Genomic DNA, 21390 nt, shown 5'->3' with positions numbered 1-21390 from the left:
TTTTTTGTTATCCTTTACTTTTTTGGCAACTTAAATTTTTTAACTTACTTATCTGTAATTTTTTAAGACAAAAAAATACAGGCTTAAAGCCTGAATAATCATTTAGCAACATTTCTGTATACCTCATCGCGATTGTGAAAACCGTCTTTTATTACAGTATCATCTATATTAGTTTTATCAACAGCAATTGGTTCAAGAACATAATAAGGAACGTAATATTTCCCGTCATATATGGTATTTTTAACGTTTAATTTTTCTCCTCTCGCAAGTTTCATAGCCATTTTTGCGGTGGCTTCTGCCAATTTGTCAATTGGTTTGTACACTGTCATAGCCTGAGTTCCTTCCACTATCCTTTGACATGCAGCAAGGTCAGCATCCTGAGCTGCAACCAATACTTTTCCCGCCATTCTGTGCTCTGATAAAGCCTCTATAATTCCTCCCGCTAAAGCATCATCCCCTGCTATTACGGCATCAATTTTCACGCCCTTTTGCAGCAGTTCATCAGTAGAATTAAAAGCATATTCTGTCATCCAATTAGGTGCCCAGTCTTCTTTTACAATTTTTATGTCTCCACTTTCAATTCTGGGCTTTAGAACACTGTCATATCCTTCCTTTATCATTTTTGTGTTGTTATCCGTCGTAGCACCGTTTATTATGAGATAATTTCCTCTTGGCACTCTTTTCACTAAATATTCCGCCATCAATTTTCCAACTTTTACGTTGTCAAAGGATATATAAAGGTCTACATTTGATTTTGTAACAAGCCTGTCATAGGATATCACTTTTACTCCTTCTTTTTGTGCCAATGATACCGCATAAGAGGCTTTTTCAAGGTCATTTGGAACAATGATAAGTACGTCAATTTTTTGGTCCAAAAGGTATCTCACCTGTTTTAATTGGTCTTGGTCATCATTATTAGCATTTTGCACTAAAACCTCTGCCCCCAATTCCCGTAATTTTGCCATTACTATATCTCTATCTTTAATCCATCTTTCTTCTTTTAAGGTACCAAGAGAAAAACCAATTTTAATTTTATGCCCTTTTTTATCTAAGTTAGAGTTTACATTCTTTACCTCTCTATACGCTACTACATGCTTAACAGTCAAAAAAACTAAAACACCAAAAATAATCATCAGGACAATTGCTACTATCACTTTGATTACATTTTTACTCTCCACCAACTACACCCCCTTTTTTGTAAATAGCCAATCTGTACTCTGTAGGCGTCATCCCTGTAGCTTTTTTAAATATCTTGCTAAAATAATTTGGGTCGCTGTAGCCAACCTTGTAGCACACTTCTTTTATGCTTACAGTTTCATCCTCTAATAGTTCTTTGGCTTTAGTTACTCTCAAATTTGTCAAGTAATCGATAAAATTTTTTCCAGTTTGATCTTTGAAAAATTTACTAAAATAGTGGTAACTCATATTGACTTCTTTTGCAACGTCATCCAGTGTAATGTCTTTATTGAAATTGTCCTCTATAAATCTAATTATTTTGGCCATAAAGGTATCCGTTTTTTCTTTGTTGATAGTTTTTATGCTGTCGAATAGATTTTTCAGAGTATTGATAAATATAAACTTTATTTTGTCAACATCGTTTATTTTTAAAATTTCTTCCAGCTCTCGGTTTTCAATAAAGTTTTCCTCCTCAGCATAATAGGAAAGATTCCTTTTAATAACACCGATTATTTCTATAAGTTTGGACTTTATTTTATCTACATCCTCTTGGTATTCTAAAACCATCCATTCGTAAATTTCATTAAATATACTGAAAGATCCTTGAAGGTCCCCAGTCATAAGTCTATCAATAAAAAGTCTTTCTTTATTAATAGGATAAGGCTTAAATCTATTTTGTGGCATTGCAATATCATCAAAATGTACAATCAGTTCATTTTTTGCCATTTTTAATGCCATTTCTGCTTCATAATAAGACTTCAAAATATTCTCGAAACTGTAAACTCTACCCATTCCAATCCTGTAAGGAATTTTCACTTTTTGGTTTATAGCTTCTATTATTTTCTGCGCTGTTTCTATAGAATTATTTTTAATCTCAAATGAATCTCCCTCCTCCACAGGAAAGTACACAAATAACTTGTCAATAAAGTATGGCCCTATCAAACATTTTTTAATATTTTTTACAATTGTTTTAAAATAATCATAAAAATTTTGTTTTTCTATGCTCAATTTTAGATTTTGATCTTTGATGTTTTTACCAAAATCCTCCACTGTCACTATCATGGCATAACCCCGTTTTAATTCTATTCCAAATACATCTTCATAAAAGGACAAGTCATCATAGGTTATACCACTAAAAAGAGTAGTATACAAAAATTGCCCTTCCAAATAAGGAATAATCTTATTGAGTTTCTCCTTTAACTCTAACTCTTTTAACATTGCCTCTCTTCTTTTTTCAATCACCTCAATAGCTTTCTTTATAGTTTCTACGACTTTATTTCTATTAAGAGGCTTTAAAAGATAATCTAACACTCCAAGGTCTATTGCCTCTTTTGCATAATTAAAATACTCGTAAGCGGTAATAATAACAAAAATTATGTCCTTATGCCTTTCTTTAATTTGCTTTATGGCTTCAATTCCATCTATTCCTGGCATCTTTATATCCATAAAAACTACATCAGGTTTTAAAATTTCCACTTTTTCAATGGCTTCTCTTCCAGATTTAGCAAAACCAATTATATCAGCTTTTACATCATTCTTTTCTATGATAAATTTAATTGAATCTATAACTATTTGCTCATCGTCCGCAATAAACAATTTAATCATTTTCTTTATCACCCTTCATTAAAGGAATTTTTAAAGTAACTTTTGTTCCTTCTCCTATTTTGCTATCTATCTCAATTACATCTTCTATAGCAGAAGTGTTATAAAAAAGTCTTAGTCTGTTTATGATATTGTGCATGCCAATACCCGTAACATGCCTTTTAGATAAATCCTCATTGTCTGCTGATAATATTGCCCTTACTTTTTCTTCACTCATTCCTATCCCATTGTCAATAACCTCTATTAAAACTTTATCATTATCCTTCTTTACCGTAAGTTTAATAAAACCTCCTTTTTCTGTATCTTCTAATCCGTGAATAAAAGCATTTTCAACTACAGGCTGAATTATTGTACAAGGCATTTCTACATCTAAAACCCCTTCGTCTACATCTACTTTAAAATCTACTCTGTCGCCAAATCTCGTTTTCAAAATGTACATATATGTCTTTACATTGTTTATCTCGTCTTGCAAAGTAACTGTAGTATCCAATTTTTTTAGATTATATCTAAATAGGTTTGCAACGTTTTCTATAAACTCCGAAGATTTATCTGCCCCTTCCATCATCGCTAATTGTGCAGCTGCATTTAAGGTATTAAAGAGAAAATGTGGATTTATTTGAGACTGCAAAGCCTTAAGTTCTGCCTCTTTTAAAATATTTCTCATTTTGAGATTTTGCATCTCTTGTTCTTTTAATTTTTTCTCTACTTCTGCCTGATTTTTGATTTCCCCTATATAATTTTTTATGCTTACTACCATTTTATTAAAAGCTTCTGCAAGTATATTTATCTCATCGTTTGTCTTTATAGAAAGCGGTCTTACATCAAAATCTCCTTTTGAAACTCTCACTGCCAAATGGGAAAGGTCTATAAGAGGTTTTGTAATTCGATAGGTAAAAAATATTGCAAGAAATATGTTAAAAAGAATAGAACCTATTATCAAAAACACATTCAAATAGCTTATAAACTCCATGTTTTTTGTTATAGATGCATATTTTAAAGAGCCCTCTTGCAATTTACTGTTGAGAAGATTATTAATGTAAAGTTTTATATATTCACTTATTTTATTGGACCTCGTAAAATGTGCAATGTACTCGCTGCTTATCCTGCCTCTTTTAGCATTTATTGCTGCGTCAGTTTCATTCAAAAGGCTTTCAATCATATTCCCTATATCCTTTAACATTAAACCATCCTGGTCATAGTTTTTTTCATTTAAAATAGCGGAGGCTTGTTCTTGAAGTTTGTTATAGAGGGTATAATAATTTAAAAGGGCGTCCGAAGATTTGGTAGATAAATACTTCTCCACTTCTGTTTCCAACATGTTTACATCCGCATTTAAATTGTTAAGGTATATATAATCCACAAAAATTGATTTTAAACGATTTATAACTGACTTTGCATTATAATACGAATAAAAACTTGTGATACCCATTAAAATAGTGATTATGAGGTAATAAACTATCAATTTTCGCCTTATGCCCGTAAATCTCCACATATCTTTTTTCATGCCATCACCTTATTCTATTGATTGTATTCTTTTGAAATATTCTTTGACATTGTCCTTGGTAATAACATTTACTCCTATATCAACAAATGTAGAAACATTATTTTTTTCTTTAATTTCCACCATAGATTTTACACTTTCATATCCTATTCTGTAAGGGTCACTCATAACTGTACCGTATATTATTCCCTTGTCGATATACCTTAAAATATCCGCTGTATCTCCATACCCTACAATCGCTATGTCTCCCACCTTGTTAAAATCAACTATTACTTGTGCAGTACCAATGGTATCCACAGAATCTGTAGTGTAAATGGCATTTATGTTTTGTTTACTGCTTATAATTGACTGAGTAATCTCTTCTGCGCTTAAAGTACCTAATTTTGAAGTGTAAACTTTTACTACTTTCATTTGAGGATAATCCTTTATGGCATCTAAAAAACCATTGATTTTCAAATTTTGATTTACAGTGTCCAATTGATAATCATTACTGACAATTATAGCAATGTTGGCTTTCCCTTTAGTAGCTTGAATCATAAGTTTTCCTGCTTCTTCTCCTAATTGAAAACTGTTAGTACCTATAAAAGCCTGTCTTTTGCTATCTTTCGCGTCATTTTCTATTGTAATTACTGGTATACTTTCTTTATAGGCTTCTTCAATCAAGTCTACAAATTCTTTACTGTTTGAAACATGAGTTATTATACCATCAACTCTAGACAGTATAGCAATATCCAAATATTGAAGTTCCTCTTGGATGTTATTAAATTTTGGCGCATTAAATTCAATTGCAACATTGTAACGTTTTGCAGCATCCATGGCACCAATTTTTACTTCTTTCCAAAAAGGATCTACAGAATTTTGGGCTACCATGTAAAAGTGATATTGAGGCGTTTTTGCAAAAATGGGTTCTTCTACCTTTTGAAGCTTATATAAAAAAATGCTCAATGCTGCTATCAAAATGACCAAAATTAAAATGACCTTGTCCATTAACTTAAAAAACTTCTCATTTAACGTTTTCATAAAAATCACTATTTCCTCCCTACGTATCCTTTACAATAATAATAAAGCACTAACAAATACATATCAATTCAAAATTATTAAATAGTTGTCACATAAAATTGTCCAATCTTTTATATTTATTATATTTATTCGATAAACTTTTCAAAAATCCTTTCTTGAAAAAATGTAAAAATGAGGCGCAATTTGCACCTCATTATTCCTCCCATCTCCCTTGAAGTTTTTCAACAACATGAGGTAGGGTAGTGTATTCCAATTCCTCTAAAGGCAACCTGTGAGGCTCAAAGGGTCCCATCTTTCTTATGTAATCGGCTATTTCTAACGCTTTTTCCCTTGCATTGTCAAAAGCAACATCTTTAAAGAAGTCCTGCGGGCCAATAAGCTTACCCTCTACTAATTGAAAACCAAGTGCGCATACTCTTGGAGGCCCATCAAATCTGGTAGGCACAGCATCTTCCAATGAAACAGGTATCATAGGTCCATTATGAGACCCCCTCATCCAACCAGCAACAAGATAGGGATTAGCAAAAGGTTCCAACGCTTCGCCTACTGCTGGAAGACCATTCTGGCATCTCACAATAAGTACAGGGTCATCCTTTCCTATATACTTCCCCGCCATAAAATTCATTCTTTGAGTAGAAGACACTGCTGCAATTTCATTGTTTTTTGTATACACTCTTCGTATGCAATATCGTCCTGTCGCTCCAATAAAGACCAGCATATCATAAATATCTTCTGGAGTTTCAAATATTATTTTTTTATGCCCAATCATATCATAAACTTCAAATTTAAATCCTTGGTGCATATTAGGGTCAATTACAAGTCCTACTGTATTAAAAGGATCTGCAAACATCTTGTAAAGTGGTAAATTCCATGCTCCTGGCTCTGTTTTATCAGCCATAAAAATTATGACAGGCTCACTTTTTCTTTCTTCAATTTCCATCTCTGCAACTCCCGGTCCTAACCCCTTTATATTGCCTGAAAATGAATCTTTCAACAAATCTTGTCCTGCACCGTACAATTTAAGTTCTTTAGCTTTCTCACCACAAGACCAAAGTGCATCCCATGCAAGTTTATGAACTTCTTCGTTATCTATTCCTTTTCTATGAGTCATTATAAGTTCAATGTCATCTCCTACTCTAGTCACATGAAAGTCAATGAGCATTTTCCCTTTTTCTTTTAAATGTTTCTTAGCGATTTCAAGAAGTTCAGGATGTACGTCTGTATGCCCTACAAAGCCACCAACATCTGCTTTAATCACAGTTAAAGTTATTTTGGACATAGAATTTTCCTCCTTTTTATATTAGTATGTTATATTTTATTAATAATGCTATACTATTTATACTTATATTTTAAATTATTATGTCTATTTTTTCAATAGTATGTCCTATTTATTTGCGATTCTTGTGCTTTCACTTAATTTCACTTATATCGTTTAAATTAGAAACATTTCAAAAATAATTGAAGGAATTTTTAAAAGTTTGTCGAAATACTAATGAGTAGTGACAAAATTATAAAGAAAGGGATGATATAAATTGGGTTCCTATCTTGCTCTAATTTACGGGGTTATAATTATTGCAGCCCTCGTTATAATTGGTTTAATTAAATTTATCTTTGCACAAGATAAAGGCGATGAAAAAATGCAGCAAATTTCAGACGCTATAAAAGAAGGAGCTATGGCTTTTTTAAACAGACAATATAAAACAATTGCGTTTTTAGCCTTAATTGTAGCTGTAATAATTATTGTAGCTAATTATTATGGACATCTATCTGAAGGAACAAGTACTGCGTTAAGTTTTGCATGGCATGTAGGACTCGCTTTTATTACAGGTGCTTTTTGTTCAGCTCTGTCGGGTTACATTGGAATGTATATGGCGGTAAATTCGAATGTAAGGGCTGCTGCTGGTGCAAAATCTGGTCTTAACAGGGCTCTCCAAATTGCTTTAAAAGGAGGAGCTGTAACAGGTCTTGCAGTAACAGCATTGTCTCTTTTTGGAGTCGCTACGTTATTTTTGGCATATGGTGGTTTATCTGGACAAGATGAGCTTATAAAAGAAGCTCCTTCTCTCATCGTCGGTTTTGGTTTTGGTGCTTCTTTCGTAGCATTATTTGCCCAGCTAGGCGGTGGTATATATACCAAAGCTGCCGATGTAGGAGCTGACCTTGTGGGTAAAGTAGAAGCTGGAATTCCAGAAGATGACCCTAGAAATCCTGCAGTTATAGCTGACCTTGTTGGAGATAATGTAGGAGACTGTGCAGGAAGAGGAGCTGACCTCTTTGAATCAACCGCTGCTGAAAATATTGGCGCTATGATATTAGGAGTAGGTCTTTATCCTGTATTCGGGTGGAAAGGAATACTTTTCCCATTAGTAGCTCGTGCAATAGGTATAATTGCCTCTATCATAGGCATCTTTTTCGTCAATGCAAAAGATGAATCAAAAGACCCAATGATAGCTTTAAATAAAGGTTACTTTGTCACTACAATTGTAAATTTAATTGCTCTTTTCTTTGCAGTAAAAATAATGCTTTCTGGCCATTTGCCTGATGGCAGTGAAGTTAATTATTGGTTACTGTATGGTGCAGTAGTAACAGGTGTTGTACTAAGTTACATCTTTGTATTCTTGACAGACTATTATACTTCTGTAAATAAACGTCCTGTACAGGAAATTGCCAAAGCTTCCACAACGGGAGCTGCTACAAACATAATTACAGGTATTTCTGTGGGTATGGAATCTACTGCCCTTCCAGTTATATTTATATCTGCAGCAATATTTATAGCTTATAAACTTGGTGAATTAGCACTTCCTCATATAGGGACTTCTGGACTTTACGGCACAGCTATTGCAACAATGGGCATGCTATCAACAACCGCCTATATACTTGCAATGGATACATTTGGACCTATTACTGACAATGCTGGTGGAATTACTGAAATGTCAGGGGCACCAGAGTCAGTAAGACATGTGACAGACAGGTTAGACGCTTGTGGAAACACTACAAAAGCTTTGACAAAAGGATACGCAGTAGGTTCAGCCGCTCTTGCAACTTTCCTGCTTTTCTCAGCATATCTGGATGAAGTCAAAAAGATATTAGGTAAACCCATTGATTCCTGGTTTGCTGTAGATATAGGAAAACCCGAAGTTTTCATAGGAGCATTTATAGGAGCAATGATTGTATATCTCTTTAGTTCAACTGCAATAAGAGCTGTTGGTAAAGCGGCACAATATGTAATTCTGGAGGTAAGAAGGCAATTTAGAGAAATTCCCGGCATAATGGAAGGTACTGCAAAGCCGGACTATGCTAAAACAGTAGATATTGTAACTAAAGGCGCTTTAAAAGAAATGGTGATTCCGGGACTTATCGTAGTAGTAACACCAATATTAGTAGGTGTAATCCTCGGTAAGGAAGCCGCAGCAGCTTTCTTAATGATAGGTACTATTTCAGGTGTAATACTGGCTTTATTCTTAAACAACGGCGGCGGTGCGTGGGATAACGCAAAGAAATTTATAGAACTTGGCAATTACGGTGGTAAAAAGTCTGAAGCTCATAAAGCTGGAGTTGTAGGAGACACTGTAGGTGATCCATTTAAAGATACAGCCGGTCCTTCACTGCACGTTCTCATAAAGCTCATAAGCACAATAACCCTTGTCTTTGTGGCTCTATTTAGATAATAAAAAAGGCGGGAAAACCGCCTTTTTAGTTCTTTTCTTGTACTAATTTATCTATAAAATTCATAATTTCTTCTGTTATTCTCATGCATTCCAAAACCTCTTCTTCCTCCACATAAAGAGGTTCTTCAGCAGGATATCTTGTTTCAATGTAATATGAGTTTACTAATGCACAATCCTTAAGAAAATTTTTGAAATTCTCATTATATTTTTGTGCTTCTTTACAAAGTTTTACCAAACTATGTCCTTCATTAATTACACCCGTTTTTGATATTAAATAACCCTTTAAATATTTTTCTATAGCTTGTTGACAGTGAAAGCATATAAGATAATAATCGCCACCATGTTCATACAAAATTTTTGCACCCTTAAAATCTTTCTTAGCCATATTAAACCAGTCTTCAATTTTTTTTGAATCAACCAAGCAAACTCACTCCTTTTGATTTAATTAAATAAGCGAAAGTTGAAGGGTCATTTTTGTACTTTTTCCATTCTTCCGGAGTGTAAACTATTATATCTATGTCAACGGTGTAATCAAGTTCTATGAGCATTTGCTGAATGAGTTTTCTTTTGTTATCCGTATCAATAATCACACATATATCTATGTCACTTCTTTTAGTTATTATACCTCTCGCACATGAACCAAAAAGGTATATATCCTCTGGCTTATATTTTTGAATTATCTGATTTTTTATGCTTTGTATTTCTTTTTCATAAGGTCTCATACATCTTTCTCCTTACAAGTTTTAATTTCTATGCCTTAACTTACCTTACCAATCTTTCCTTCTTAATAATTAATTATACTATTCTTAAGTTCATATTACAACTTTTTGTAACAACCGGTCATGGGTCAAAATTTTGTACTATGCAAATGCCATGCTGAAACAAGTTTTTTGTGATATAATTATAGTGTAAAAAATAAAAATTAGAAGGATGTGGTTTTATGGGGTATAAAAGTGTATTAATTGAAAGAAGGTTTATGGGAAAATTTCCATACGGAAAAGACCTTTTAGAAGAAATTAATAAAGTCATCACCAGTGAAAATATACGTTCTGGTGAAGTACGCATAATAGGTGCTGTATCAAAAGCAGTATTTGGCTACTATGATGCACAAAGCAAAAACTACATATACATATCAAAAGACGAGCACATGGAAATACTAAATGCCACAGGAAATATTTCAGTAAAAGATGGCAAGCCCTTTGCTCATGTCCACATAACATTAGCAGATAAAAACGGAAACGCTTTTGGCGGTCATTTAATGGAAGGGACAATAATATTTGCTGCAGAATTCGTAATAACAGATTACGGTGACAATAATTTGGAAAGAGTTTACGATGAAACAACAGGACTTCAATTGTGGAATATTTAAGGCCCAGTTTAATCACTGGGTCCTGTTTGTTATTTTCACAAGAAAATGTAAATATTTTATCACATCTAAATTAGTTTTGTACATCACTCTTTTAACTATAGGATTTCCAATCACTTTTACTATTCTATCATAGTCTTCATTTTTTATACTATCCATCATCTTCCTAAAATCTACAAGTTTATCAACTCTATCTGTTATTTTCTTTACTTTTTTCTCATAATCTTCGCCATGTTTAATTGATTCAGCTGAATAAACCGCACTTTCTACAGCGTTTAAAAGTCCAAATCCTAAAAAAGGATCTAAAAAACCTCCTGCATTTCCTATTAGATATATATTGTCTATTTGGTGTCTATCTGTTATACTTATGTCTAATTCCGTCTCAAAAGTTTCTATCATCTCATAATTTAGTTTTTCTTGATACAAAAAGGTGTGCCACATATTTTCAATCTCTTCTTTTTGCGTATAAGTAGCCACAAGAATTATTGACGCTTTATTTTGACTAAGAGGTACAAGATATCCAAACCCTGACCTCGCGTACATTGTGTTAAGCCATAAGTACACAGTATGAGGCTCAAAATCTCCTAAAGCAATTCCTCCTTTGATCCTTGAAGAAACTATATTTTCAACTTCTGTAAGTTGTTTTGCTATCATACTATTTCCTGTAGCAACTACCACATAATCATAAGATTTGGCTAATTCCTTGTAATCCGCATTAATATTAAAATTTATCTTTGCATTTATTTTTTTTGCCAATTGGTTTTCTACACTTTCTTGCTCTTGACCTCTTTGCACAATATATCCAAGATTTTCTCCCTTAATAACTGTTATGTTTTTTGGAGATTTGATAATTATTTTTTTCACTTTGGTCAAAGGTATAATAGAAATTCTAAACTGACTCTCCATAAACTTAAGAGGATCTTTGTGAGGCCTATGAACAATTTGCAACAGCAATTCTCCAAAAGAATAGAGGCTTCCAATTGTATGCTTCCTTTCATAAATATCACACTGTACACCTAATTTTTCAAGAATGTAAGCGCAGCATAAGCCTGATACTCCTGCGCCGATTATTGCCACTTTCATTTTTATACCCTCTTTCTATGTTCATAAGGCTTATTGTGTAGCTTGTTTACTGTATATTCCATAAAAAGTGAACCGTATTTTATCGCATTGAAATTAGTATTGTAAACAAGTTTTTTCACAGGAGGAAAAGTAAGAATTTTTATAAACTTGTCCAATTTATCATTGTCCATAAGGTCTAAAGCTTTTCTAAACTCCAACATTTTTATATTAGCATTTGACAAAAAACTAATTTCTTTTTCAAAGTCAATTCCCTCTGCTATGCTTTTAGCAGCTATTGCCCCACTCATAATAGAGTTAAAAGTTCCAAATCCTAAAAAAGGCTCTATCGCCCCTCCTGCATTCCCAACAAAAAGCAAGTTTTCATATTGATGTGGAAAACAATTACCCGAAGTATGCTGCAAATCCACCATATTGACAATATCTACATTCATTTTCTCTACTTTTAGAAAGGTATCCCAATAATACTGCAGCTCTTCTTTTGAAATGTAAGGTATAACCATAGCTAAAACAGCTCTTTTTTCATTGTAAGGAATCAAATACACATAGCCGCTCTTAGTGTATAAAGTATTTATCAACATTATAAGAGTTTTTGTATCAAAATTTCCTAATACATTTGCAACTCTCACCCAGGTCGTCACCAGCTCTTGCCAACACCCCAATTCTTTTGGAATTTGCGAACTTCCCGTAGCAATAATGACATAATCGTAATTATTTTTTAACTTTTTATAATCAGCTTCTATATTGAAATTAACTGGTATTTCTAACTTATTATACAATTGATTTTCAAGAGAGTTTGCGTCCTGCCCTCTTAAAATCATATACCCAAGATTACTCCCAGTAACAGAAGCCGTTACAGTTGGCCCCTTCATAACTATTTTGTCAATTGTGTTAATTGGCTTAACCTCTATTCCATAAACATTTTTAAGATGATGAAGCGGATCCTTTATAGGCCTATTTATCACTTTTAATAACCCCGCAACATGGTTAAATAATTCACCTATTTTGCACTTTTTTTCGAAAATATCTGGTGTAATACCATATCTTTGAAAAGTAATCGCCGCAGCCAGCCCTGAAACACCAGCGCCAATAATAGCCACTTTCATGTTAACTCATCTCCGGTGTATTTAAAACTGTGTTATTTGGAATAGAAGGTTTCGATTCCAGACTTTCAATCTCCATTTGAAGAATAGAAATAAATCTCATAACATCATCCCTCATTTGAGTAAACAATTGCCTTACATATGGATTAGTTATATTTACGACACTTTCGTTGTAAAAAGCCTGAATATTGACTAAATTTTTTAGTAAATCTTGAAGCATGTCTAAAGGCTCTTGAGACATGTTCTTTTTGGAAAGCGAGCCAATATGCATAGTTTTTTCTGCTTTCTTTATATCCTCTTTGTGGTTTTTGACCATTATTTCAATTTGTTTTAGCAATGCTTTTGTTTGATTGTCCATCACTTCTTTCCCATATTCTCTCACTTTGTCCAATAATATTTTTTCCAAATTTTGAGCTTCAACAAAAGAACTTAGTATAATCTCTTGTTGTGTTATCTTTTGCACAGCCATCACATCCTAAAAAATCATTGTTTTAATTATTATATTTTCACACTGTGACTTTTTATATGCAAAAAAGAGGGTTTCCCCTCTTATATGTCAAGCTCTTGTATTACACTTTTTATAATTTCGGCTGACCTTCTAAAAGCAGCAATTTCTTCCTGTGAAAGTGGTAATTCAAGTATATTCACGATTCCATTTCGTCCAACAACGGAGGGAAGGCTCAAAGCCACATCTGTAACACCATATTGGCCGGTTAGCGGAGATGACACAGTCAAAATGGAATTTTCATCTCTTAAAATAGCTTCCACAATTCTTCTTACTGCGAGAGCAACCGCATAATATGTCGCACCCTTTTTTTCTATTATCGTATAAGCGGCTCTTACAACATTATTGAAAATCTCCTCTCTAAAATCTTTTTCACATACTTTTCCACATAAATTGCAATAATTATCAATTGGTATGCCTGCTATGTTTGTAATGCTCCAAGCTGCGAGCTCAGAATCGCCATGCTCCCCAATTATATATCCGTGTATATTCCTCGGATCTATGTTACAATGTTTGCTTAAAAGATATCTGAATCTCGCACTGTCAAGAACTGTGCCAGACCCCAGCACTCTTCCGTATGGCAAACCAGATATTTTATAGGTAACGTATGTAAGAATATCTACAGGATTTGTAACTATAAGGTATATTGCTGTGTCATTTACTTTAATAAGTTTTGCAACTATGTCTTTAAAAATCATTGTGTTTTTCTTCACTAAGTCAAGTCTGGTTTCCCCCGGTTTTTGTGCTGCTCCCGCTGTAATAATTATTATGTCAGAACCTACAGTATCACCATAATCTCCCGCATACACTTCAACTGGACTAATAAATGGTACCCCGTGGCTTATATCAAGAGCATCACCTTCCGCTTTGTCTTTATTAATATCTATTAATACAATAGTTTTGGCAATTCCGCTTAAAGCCAGTGTGTATGCAGTAGTAGCACCGACAAATCCAGAGCCTATTACAGATATTTTGCTCATAATATCTTCTCCTTTTCAACATTAATTTTCCGTTAATAAAAGTCTACCAAACTTTAAAAAATAGTCAAGTCTATTTTTCCCTCTAATAATTTAATGTATTCAACGTTTAAAATAAGTTCTCTGTGGAATATTAAGAAAGAGGTGATATTTCATGGGAGATATACAAGAAATAAAGTCTTTGATGGAAGAACTCATAAAAAGCGAAAAACATAAAGAAATGGCAAGTAAAAAAATGCAAGAAGTGCTTGAAAAGTCTATATCAGAAATAAAGAGTATACTTTTGGCAATAAAAAAATACATAGGAGTCGAAAATATAAAACTTAGAAGTTATAGCGGAAAAACCTTTGAAATAGGAGAAGGTATAATAATCTACGATAAAAGCATAGATGAAAAAATAGTTTTAAAACCTGACAACATTTTTTATCACTATAAAATAGAAAGTGAGGAATTAATCGCAGTTCCGATCTCCGACCTTGAAATACATAATTACATCACTTATGATGCGCTTTTTGAAACCGTAAAAAACTCTCTTAAAAAATGTATACAAAAAAACGAAGAAGATATACGCATATACAAAAGTACCATGTTTAAAATAGATAAATACAATAAAGAATTAGAGGAAATATTATCCCTTAAAAACTCCATAGAAAACGCAATAAAAGAAGACTCTCCTGAAACTCTGATATGAAAAGTATCAGAGTTTTTTGTAACCTTTTTGTAATAAAAACTTAATAATTTCTTAATAAATTTTAATATTTTCCGTGTTATAGTATTTATAGAGTGTTACAGTTATTTATAGAAATGTATATAAGCTGAAACCAAAAGCAAGATGAATGCGTCTTTTTATATAGAGAAAGGATGTGGAGAAATTGAAAGGAAAGACATTACAAACTTTATCCCTGATGCTTGTATTTATTGCAATGGGTCTCATGATTTCTATGCAATTTAAAACTGTACAAGGCGGCAATAGACCTCCTACCTCTATTTCAGCTACAAATTATGCAAGATTAGAAGAACTTACTCAGCAGCTCAAAAAAGCTCAAGAAGAAAAGGCAAATTTAGAACAGCAATTAGAAGAACTCACTAAAAGATTTAAAGAGTACGAAGATGCTGCATCAAAAGATGATGCCGCTTTAAAAAATCTACAGCAGGATGTTGAAAAATATAAAATTTTAGCAGGACTTACAGATATGGTAGGCCCAGGAGTTATAGTAACGGTAAATGACAGCGACTTACAGCCTCGAGACGGCGAAGACCCTAATTTGTACTTAGTCCACGATGAAGATTTATTAAATATTGTAAATGAATTGAAAGCGGGTGGTGCTGAAGCAATAGCTATAAATGACCAAAGAATAATTGCAATGTCTGAGATACGATGTGTAGGCCCCACAATAAACATAAACTCTACAAGGTACGCTCCTCCTTACGTAATAAAAGCAATAGGAGACCCTGACACATTACAAGCAGCCCTTAATTTAAAAGGCGGAATAGTAGATACTTTAAGATTTTATGGTATCAAAGTAGATATACAAACTTCTGATAAAATAGTAGTGCCTAAATACAGTGACCCTATTAAATTCTTTTACGCTAAACCTGTGACTCCCTAAACCCTCTTACCTTCTTAATATAGGAAAGACAGGTTCTATCCACTAAACCTGTCTTTAATTTTTTTGATAATTTTGTTTTCCGCAATTATGTAGTAGCAGAAAAATTTACCTGCCATTGTGGGCATTGCCGCCACAAATCGCATATTTCGCTTTTTTGAAGAAGTCCAGTTTTTTTTGTACTCTTCATCTCCTCTTAAAAAGTCAAATATTCTATCTCCTTCTTCAATAGACTGCTTTATAGCAAGACCTAAAGTTATAGTGCCAACACTTCTTTTGCTATAATCCAAATCATAACCGCTTATATAATAATACCTTTTACCCCCTACATGATAACTTAAAAGACTAGCAACTGTTTTTCCCCCGTCTTTTAATTCAAAAAGACTCAATTCTCCTTTTGATAACATGTCTTTTGCCACATCCTTGTGGAACTCCCTTATCCTCTTAGAATAAAAAGCTCCAGGCATGTGCCTTTGTCTCCATCGCCTTTGATGAAGAACTATTAAATTATCCATTGCTCTATCTATCGATTCTATATCCTTCACCATTGAAAAACTTCCGTCATATTCCTTAAAAAATCTTCTGATTTCATAATTGAGATTTCGTCTAAATTTTCCATCTAAACTATTTAAATATTCTTCCCAGCTTTGAGGTAATTCCACATAAGGACATACATCTTGCACATCATAATCGTAATAAAGGTTACTACCCATTATATAGGGGAAAAACTCACTCTTTTCAGGAATATGTTCCAAATCTAAAACAGTAAAAGCATCTATATATCTTTCCAAAAAATTTACTAAGCTTGTATAAAATTCATTTTCATGTCCTTTTCTCACGATAAAATCAAGATAATCACTATTGTTAGAACCTATAAATTTTATCCTTTTAACCAAAAGTCCTTTTTCAAAATATGTTATCATAAAAGGCGCAATTCCAATGGGCATATTTTCTTCATAAACCAGTAATACCAACATTTTTTTACCATATCCAAAATGTTTCCACCAGTTTAACACCCATTCAAAAGTATTAAAAGGATAAATTTCCGCCACATTCTCTAATTCATGCCATATATCCTCTATATCTAAAAGGTCAGAAACATTTGTTATCTTCTCAAAAATTACGTTAGATACTTTTCTTTCATCCAAAGAAGTACCCTCCAAACTATATATAAAAATATCATAAAGCCTATTGTAGAAGCAAAATATACCCAAGGCGGTTGACTTTTCGCAAAAAAGTCTATTTTAATCAATTGCATAGCAGCAAGATAAGACACTACTGCCCAAAAAGTAGACCATATAAAATCAGCAATAGCAGAAAATATCACATACACAGTAAAATTCATACGGGTTATACCTGAAGCCCAAATAGCCGGCGTCCTTGGAAGACCTACAAGCCTACCTAATAAAACCGTAAATCCTCCATATTTAGCAAACCATTTATCCATAGCTTCAAGGTCTTTTACTGTTATTTTTAAATATTTACCGTATTTTTCAACAACAGGCCTACCTTTATAATAGCCTACCAAATAAGCTATCACATTTCCTGTCACATTTCCTAAAGCAGCGATGACTATAACATAAAAAAGGTTCATATCCCCTTTTGTGACTAAATACGCTGCCGCAAAAAATAATATTTCTACAGGGCCTGGCATTCCCGTTCCTTCAATCATAAGCCCTATAAAAAGCGCTATATATCCATAATTTATTATTGCATTATAAAGAAAAGATTGTCCTTCCATCGCCACACCATCCATTATTTTTAAATTTATTATAGCACAAATAAACAAAGCAGGGCAATTGTCACCCCTGCCTTAGCGCATTTATTTTTTATATTTCTCTATTACATCCTTGTACATCTCATAAGTCTTTTTAGCAATGCTTTCCCAACTAAACATCTCTTCAACACGTTTTCTCCCATTTTCTCCAAATTTTATAGCTAAATCTTTGTTATTTAAAAGTATGTTTATATATTTTGCTAATTCTTCAGGATTGCCTGGTTCTACAAGGAATCCTGTCTCTTCATGAACTACAACCTCTTTAATTCCTCCTGTAGCACTTGCTACAACAGGAGTTTTACAAGCCATTGCTTCTAAGTTTATTATGCCAAAAGGCTCATAAACAGAAGGGCATGCAAAAACTTCCGCATTGCTGTATAACTCTATAATTTCTTCTTTTTCCACCATTTTATTTATCCAAATAATATTGTCGTAAAGTTTAACTTTTTGCTCTACTTCTTCTAAAACCTCTTGTGTATCCGGAGAACTAGCACATAGTACAACCTTTATATCCTTAGGTAGATACTTTACTGCATCTATTAAATGAGTAATGCCCTTTTGCCTTGATATTCTTCCTACAAAGAGAATGTATTTACCCTCAATTCCATATTTTTGGCGAGCAATATTTCTATCTGTTTTCTGGTATTGGTTCAAATCTATGCCGTTATATATAACTTCAACTTTTTCTTCTGGAATATTGTAATACTTCAATATATCTTCTTTCGAACCTTGTGATACTGCTATAACCCTATCGGCGGCTTCAATCCCTGTTCTTTCCATCCAAGAACTTAATTTATATCCATTACCTAACTGTTCCTCTTTCCATGGCCTTAAAGGCTCAAGGCTGTGAACTGTAACTACAAGGGGTTTATCATACAATTTTTTAGCTAAAAAGCCCGCCATGAAAGTATACCAGGTATGGCAGTGTAAAATATCTGAGTCTATCTCATCCTTCACCATTGCCAAATCAATGGAAAAAGGCCCCAAAATTTTCTGATATCTTGGATCTGAATTTTCCTTTAACTTATCCCACTGTTTATATCCACGGACTTTTAGATTATCAGCCGTATAATCTTGGTCACCAAAGCATCTCACGTCTACTTCCATCAGTTTAGACAGTTCCCTAACAAGATAATCTACATGAACACCAGCTCCACCGTAAATATTAGGAGGGTATTCATTTGTAAACATTGTAACTTTTAACTTATCCATAGTTTACCTCCGATCCGTGTTTTTCCAATTTCAAATCCTCAATACACCCTAAAATACCTTTTAAAGGTATTTTAAACCAAGAAGGTCTATTATTTACCTCATAAATTCCTTCAAAAAGAGCTTTATCTAATTTAAAAATAGCTAAAGCCTTCTCGAAATTTTCACCTTCTGGTATAATGTCTGGTGCTTCCCTTGTCACCAATTCCAAATAGTTTTCTACAAAAGTCTCCGTGACAGCTTCTTCCCACACTGACAGCACTTTTTCTATTTTTTCATCCTGCAACTTACCTTTTGCATTAAGATAATTAAAATAAGCAGCATAAGCAGCATAACTAAAAGAACGTACCATGCCTGCCACATCTTTTAAGGGAGATATTTTTTTTCTCCTCACCTCAATAGGTTTTGTCGGTTCCCCTTCAAAATCTATTATCACATATCCCTCTTCAGTCTTTAAAATTTGCTCCAAGTGTAGGTCTCCATGACATCTTATATATTTGCCAAAAACAGCAGTATCTTTAAATTCTTCTAATTTGCTCATTAAAAACTCTTGTTGCTTTACAATCTCTTCTATCATTGAAGTTATTTGTTCATCAAAAGTAGACAATTTTATAAAATTTAAAAGTTTAGCGAAATTATTTTTTATGCTCTTCAACACTTCTTCAACATCTGATATTTCAACATTTCTTTTAGCAAAATCTTCTTTATCAATATAAGACAATTTAATATGCATATCGGCAATTATCCTTGCTATCTCTCTTACCTCTTCAAAGTAATTGCTCAAGTATCCTTCTACGTAACTTTCTTCAATTTCCTCATAATCGGATAAAGTAGAAATTACAGAAGACAGATACTCTTGCGTATATTGCCACATGTCTCCCATGTTTTTAATGTGTTCCACTATTATAGCAACAGTATACCTATCTCCGCTACTGTCTTCATATAAAAAATAACCTCTTATATCTTGAACATTTCCAAAACCTGCATTTTTAAGTTCAAAAGTCATTTCAAGGTCAGGATTAACTCCTTTTACAAATTTTCTATAAGTCTTTATTATTTCATCTTTTTGTAAAAATGTTAAACTATTACTGGACTTATTGCTCAGCCTTCGTGAACTGTATATATCGTCTTTTTTAAGATTATAAGGAATTAATTGGGCACCAGACTCAAATTTTATAACTGTTTCTTCACTTAACGCTTTATTTAAAAACTTAACATAATTTATATCGTCAATTCCATCGTATATAAAAGCTTTTAAATTTGGACTCTCAATAATATCTATTAAATCATTATTCCTAAAATAAGGAGTTATAATTAAAGGCACATAATAAAGCAAAGTAATCTCTTTCTTACTCGTTGGAGCTTTCACCACAAAAGCTATAATAGCTGCAATTATAATCTCAGCTTCCTTTTTAGACAATATTGCATAATCAAATAAAAATATATCTAAAATATTATAAGCCTTCTCCTGAAACCACCTAAACTTTTTAAAATTGTCTTTATCTATATTTTTAATTATATCTTTCAGTTTTGTAGGTATATCTTCAAAGTTGAAGGTTTTACCAATATACATTTGACCACTTCTTTCAATAGAATTTCATTCTATTCTTAAAACTGATGCTGCCAATTCTGGTGGCACAGGATTTATATAAACTCCTGTCCCTAACTCGAAACCAGCTGCCACAGTAAGCCTTGGAATAATTTCAATATGCCAATGATAATTTCTTATATCAGAAATTGGTACTGTATGAACCACAATATTATATGGCGGAAAGTTAAATTCTCTCTCGTACTTTTCTATAAGAGGCTTCAAAATTTCAGTCAAATTTGCAATATTTTCTTCTTTTAACTCTTCAAATCGCTCTTGATGCTCTTTGGGTATTATCCATGACTCATAAGGATATTGAGATGCATAAGGAGCGATAACAATGAAATTCTCATTTTCACCTATTATCCTTTTACCTTCTTCTTTTTCACATTTGACAATTTCACAATAAGGACATTTGCCCTTCTTCTTAATATATTCTTGTATACCTGTTACCTCTTTTTCTACTACATCTGGAATAAAAGAAGTAGCTATAATCTGCCAATGCCCGTGTTCTAAGGAAGCTCCTCCTCTTGCTCCAAAATTTTTGAACACCTGAATGTATTTTATTTTATCGTCTTGAGCAATTTTTTTATAACGCTCAATTATTGCCATAAAAACTTTTTGCATTTGCCCTAAAGATAAACTTCCAAAAGTTACATCGTGTTCTGGTGACTCTACTATCACTTCCGCTACACCATAGCCATATTCCGCTTTATAAAGGGATGGTACCTCAAAACTCTTTAAATCCCTATTCACGGCTGCAAATTTATTTTCAAATCCTCTCACTAACCAGTTCCCTTTTTTATCCTTAATTTCAACTAAAGTAGGAGGAGTCATCTCTTCATTCCCGGGGCAAAAAGGGCAAGTATTATTATTTTTCTTTTCCTCATGAGTTATGTTAAAATCATAAGGTCTTTTACCTCGCTCTGTAGCTATAATCACCCTTTTACCAGTTATAAGGTCATATCTTATTTCGGACATTTGTAAGACCTCTCCTATTCTTTTTAGTAAATGCAATCGAATGCATCGTCAGATTAAAAAAAGAATTTGATTAATTATGAAAATTAATCAAATCGGGGAGAAATGCTAAAACTTTTATGCAACCGAATGCATTCTACTATTATAATATACTTTTCCTTTAAAATTGTCAATGTTTTTTTGAAGATTACTAATTCATTTTTAAATAATTTCTCCTCATGAAGGAAAAAATA

At 33.0% G+C, this 21390-nt stretch carries 20 protein-coding genes; 4 read left to right on the top strand and 16 right to left on the bottom strand.

The genetic code is table 11. The features are described from left to right. Positions 1–98: 98 nt before the first annotated feature. From EB239_RS03615 to fbp, 5 genes are all read right to left on the bottom strand, one after another. Entirely contained in the window at positions 99–1178 is a 1080-nt protein-coding gene (locus tag EB239_RS03615) for a sugar ABC transporter substrate-binding protein (RefSeq protein WP_003870806.1), read from the bottom strand. Next, positions 1168–2781, bottom strand: a complete 1614-nt coding sequence (locus EB239_RS03610; protein WP_003870805.1) for a response regulator transcription factor — start codon at positions 2779–2781, stop codon at positions 1168–1170. The genes EB239_RS03615 and EB239_RS03610 overlap by 11 nt, the downstream gene beginning before the upstream one ends. Next, positions 2774–4282, bottom strand: coding sequence for a sensor histidine kinase (locus EB239_RS03605; protein ID WP_003870804.1), 1509 nt, complete (start codon positions 4280–4282; stop codon positions 2774–2776). The genes EB239_RS03610 and EB239_RS03605 overlap by 8 nt, the downstream gene beginning before the upstream one ends. Positions 4283–4291: 9 nt before the next feature. Continuing rightward, on the bottom strand, positions 4292–5299 hold the full coding sequence (locus tag EB239_RS03600) for a substrate-binding domain-containing protein (RefSeq protein WP_042835561.1): 1008 nt from the start codon (positions 5297–5299) through the stop codon (positions 4292–4294). Between the two features lie 193 nt (positions 5300–5492). After that, positions 5493–6578 carry a fructose-1,6-bisphosphate aldolase/phosphatase gene (fbp, locus tag EB239_RS03595; protein ID WP_003870802.1) on the bottom strand — a complete coding sequence of 362 codons (1086 nt, stop codon included), beginning with the start codon at positions 6576–6578 and terminating at the stop codon, positions 5493–5495. 253 nt (positions 6579–6831) lie between these two features. Between fbp and EB239_RS03590 the strand changes: the two genes are divergently transcribed. Further along, positions 6832–8967, top strand: coding sequence for a sodium-translocating pyrophosphatase (locus tag EB239_RS03590; RefSeq protein ID WP_003870801.1), 2136 nt, complete (start codon positions 6832–6834; stop codon positions 8965–8967). Between the two features lie 25 nt (positions 8968–8992). On the opposite strand, the gene EB239_RS03585 is transcribed toward EB239_RS03590, so the two are convergent. Both EB239_RS03585 and EB239_RS03580 read right to left on the bottom strand, forming a co-directional pair. After that, positions 8993–9388, bottom strand: a complete 396-nt coding sequence (locus EB239_RS03585; protein ID WP_003870800.1) for a HEPN domain-containing protein — start codon at positions 9386–9388, stop codon at positions 8993–8995. Then, positions 9381–9689 carry a nucleotidyltransferase domain-containing protein gene (locus EB239_RS03580; protein ID WP_003870799.1) on the bottom strand — a complete coding sequence of 103 codons (309 nt, stop codon included), beginning with the start codon at positions 9687–9689 and terminating at the stop codon, positions 9381–9383. The genes EB239_RS03585 and EB239_RS03580 overlap by 8 nt, the downstream gene beginning before the upstream one ends. A 218-nt stretch (positions 9690–9907) precedes the next feature. Here EB239_RS03580 and EB239_RS03575 point away from each other — a divergent pair, with 218 nt between their 5' ends. Then, positions 9908–10336, top strand: a complete 429-nt coding sequence (locus tag EB239_RS03575) for a PPC domain-containing DNA-binding protein (protein WP_003870798.1) — start codon at positions 9908–9910, stop codon at positions 10334–10336. 12 nt (positions 10337–10348) lie between these two features. Here EB239_RS03575 and EB239_RS03570 read toward each other — a convergent pair whose 3' ends face one another. The 4 genes from EB239_RS03570 to EB239_RS03555 form a co-directional block, all read right to left on the bottom strand. Further along, on the bottom strand, positions 10349–11416 hold the full coding sequence (locus EB239_RS03570; protein ID WP_003870797.1) for an NAD(P)/FAD-dependent oxidoreductase: 1068 nt from the start codon (positions 11414–11416) through the stop codon (positions 10349–10351). A gap of 2 nt (positions 11417–11418) precedes the next feature. Further along, entirely contained in the window at positions 11419–12519 is a 1101-nt protein-coding gene (locus EB239_RS03565) for an NAD(P)/FAD-dependent oxidoreductase (RefSeq protein ID WP_003870796.1), read from the bottom strand. A gap of 1 nt (position 12520) precedes the next feature. Continuing rightward, the gene (locus EB239_RS03560) at positions 12521–12979 is read right to left on the bottom strand and encodes a ferritin family protein (RefSeq protein WP_019907263.1); all 459 of its coding nucleotides are present in this window, start codon (positions 12977–12979) and stop codon (positions 12521–12523) included. Positions 12980–13065: 86 nt separating this feature from the next. Then, the gene (locus tag EB239_RS03555; RefSeq protein ID WP_003870794.1) at positions 13066–14001 is read right to left on the bottom strand and encodes an L-lactate dehydrogenase; all 936 of its coding nucleotides are present in this window, start codon (positions 13999–14001) and stop codon (positions 13066–13068) included. A gap of 151 nt (positions 14002–14152) precedes the next feature. Here EB239_RS03555 and EB239_RS03550 point away from each other — a divergent pair, with 151 nt between their 5' ends. Both EB239_RS03550 and EB239_RS03545 read left to right on the top strand, forming a co-directional pair. Then, a complete protein-coding gene (locus EB239_RS03550) occupies positions 14153–14689 on the top strand; it encodes a hypothetical protein (RefSeq protein WP_003869095.1) in 537 nt (178 codons plus the stop codon). Positions 14690–14861: 172 nt separating this feature from the next. Beyond that, on the top strand, positions 14862–15608 hold the full coding sequence (locus tag EB239_RS03545; RefSeq protein ID WP_003869094.1) for a DUF881 domain-containing protein: 747 nt from the start codon (positions 14862–14864) through the stop codon (positions 15606–15608). 35 nt (positions 15609–15643) lie between these two features. Here the strand turns inward: EB239_RS03545 and EB239_RS03540 are convergent, their stop codons facing one another. From EB239_RS03540 to galT, 5 genes are all read right to left on the bottom strand, one after another. Next, positions 15644–16753, bottom strand: coding sequence for a GNAT family N-acetyltransferase (locus tag EB239_RS03540; protein ID WP_003869093.1), 1110 nt, complete (start codon positions 16751–16753; stop codon positions 15644–15646). Continuing rightward, the gene (locus tag EB239_RS03535) at positions 16726–17346 is read right to left on the bottom strand and encodes a DedA family protein (protein WP_003869092.1); all 621 of its coding nucleotides are present in this window, start codon (positions 17344–17346) and stop codon (positions 16726–16728) included. Before EB239_RS03535 ends, EB239_RS03540 begins: the two co-directional genes overlap by 28 nt. An 81-nt stretch (positions 17347–17427) precedes the next feature. Then, positions 17428–18594 carry a glycogen synthase gene (gene glgA, locus EB239_RS03530; protein ID WP_003869091.1) on the bottom strand — a complete coding sequence of 389 codons (1167 nt, stop codon included), beginning with the start codon at positions 18592–18594 and terminating at the stop codon, positions 17428–17430. After that, positions 18587–20164 carry a hypothetical protein gene (locus EB239_RS03525; protein WP_003869090.1) on the bottom strand — a complete coding sequence of 526 codons (1578 nt, stop codon included), beginning with the start codon at positions 20162–20164 and terminating at the stop codon, positions 18587–18589. Before EB239_RS03525 ends, glgA begins: the two co-directional genes overlap by 8 nt. A gap of 24 nt (positions 20165–20188) precedes the next feature. Beyond that, positions 20189–21160, bottom strand: coding sequence for a galactose-1-phosphate uridylyltransferase (gene galT, locus EB239_RS03520; protein ID WP_003869089.1), 972 nt, complete (start codon positions 21158–21160; stop codon positions 20189–20191). Positions 21161–21390 lie beyond the last annotated feature (230 nt).

It is taken from the genome of Thermoanaerobacter ethanolicus JW 200 (genome assembly GCF_003722315.1).
GTDB classification, from domain to species: Bacteria; Bacillota; Thermoanaerobacteria; order Thermoanaerobacterales; family Thermoanaerobacteraceae; genus Thermoanaerobacter; species Thermoanaerobacter ethanolicus.
This window is presented reverse-complemented; position numbering and strand designations above follow the sequence as displayed.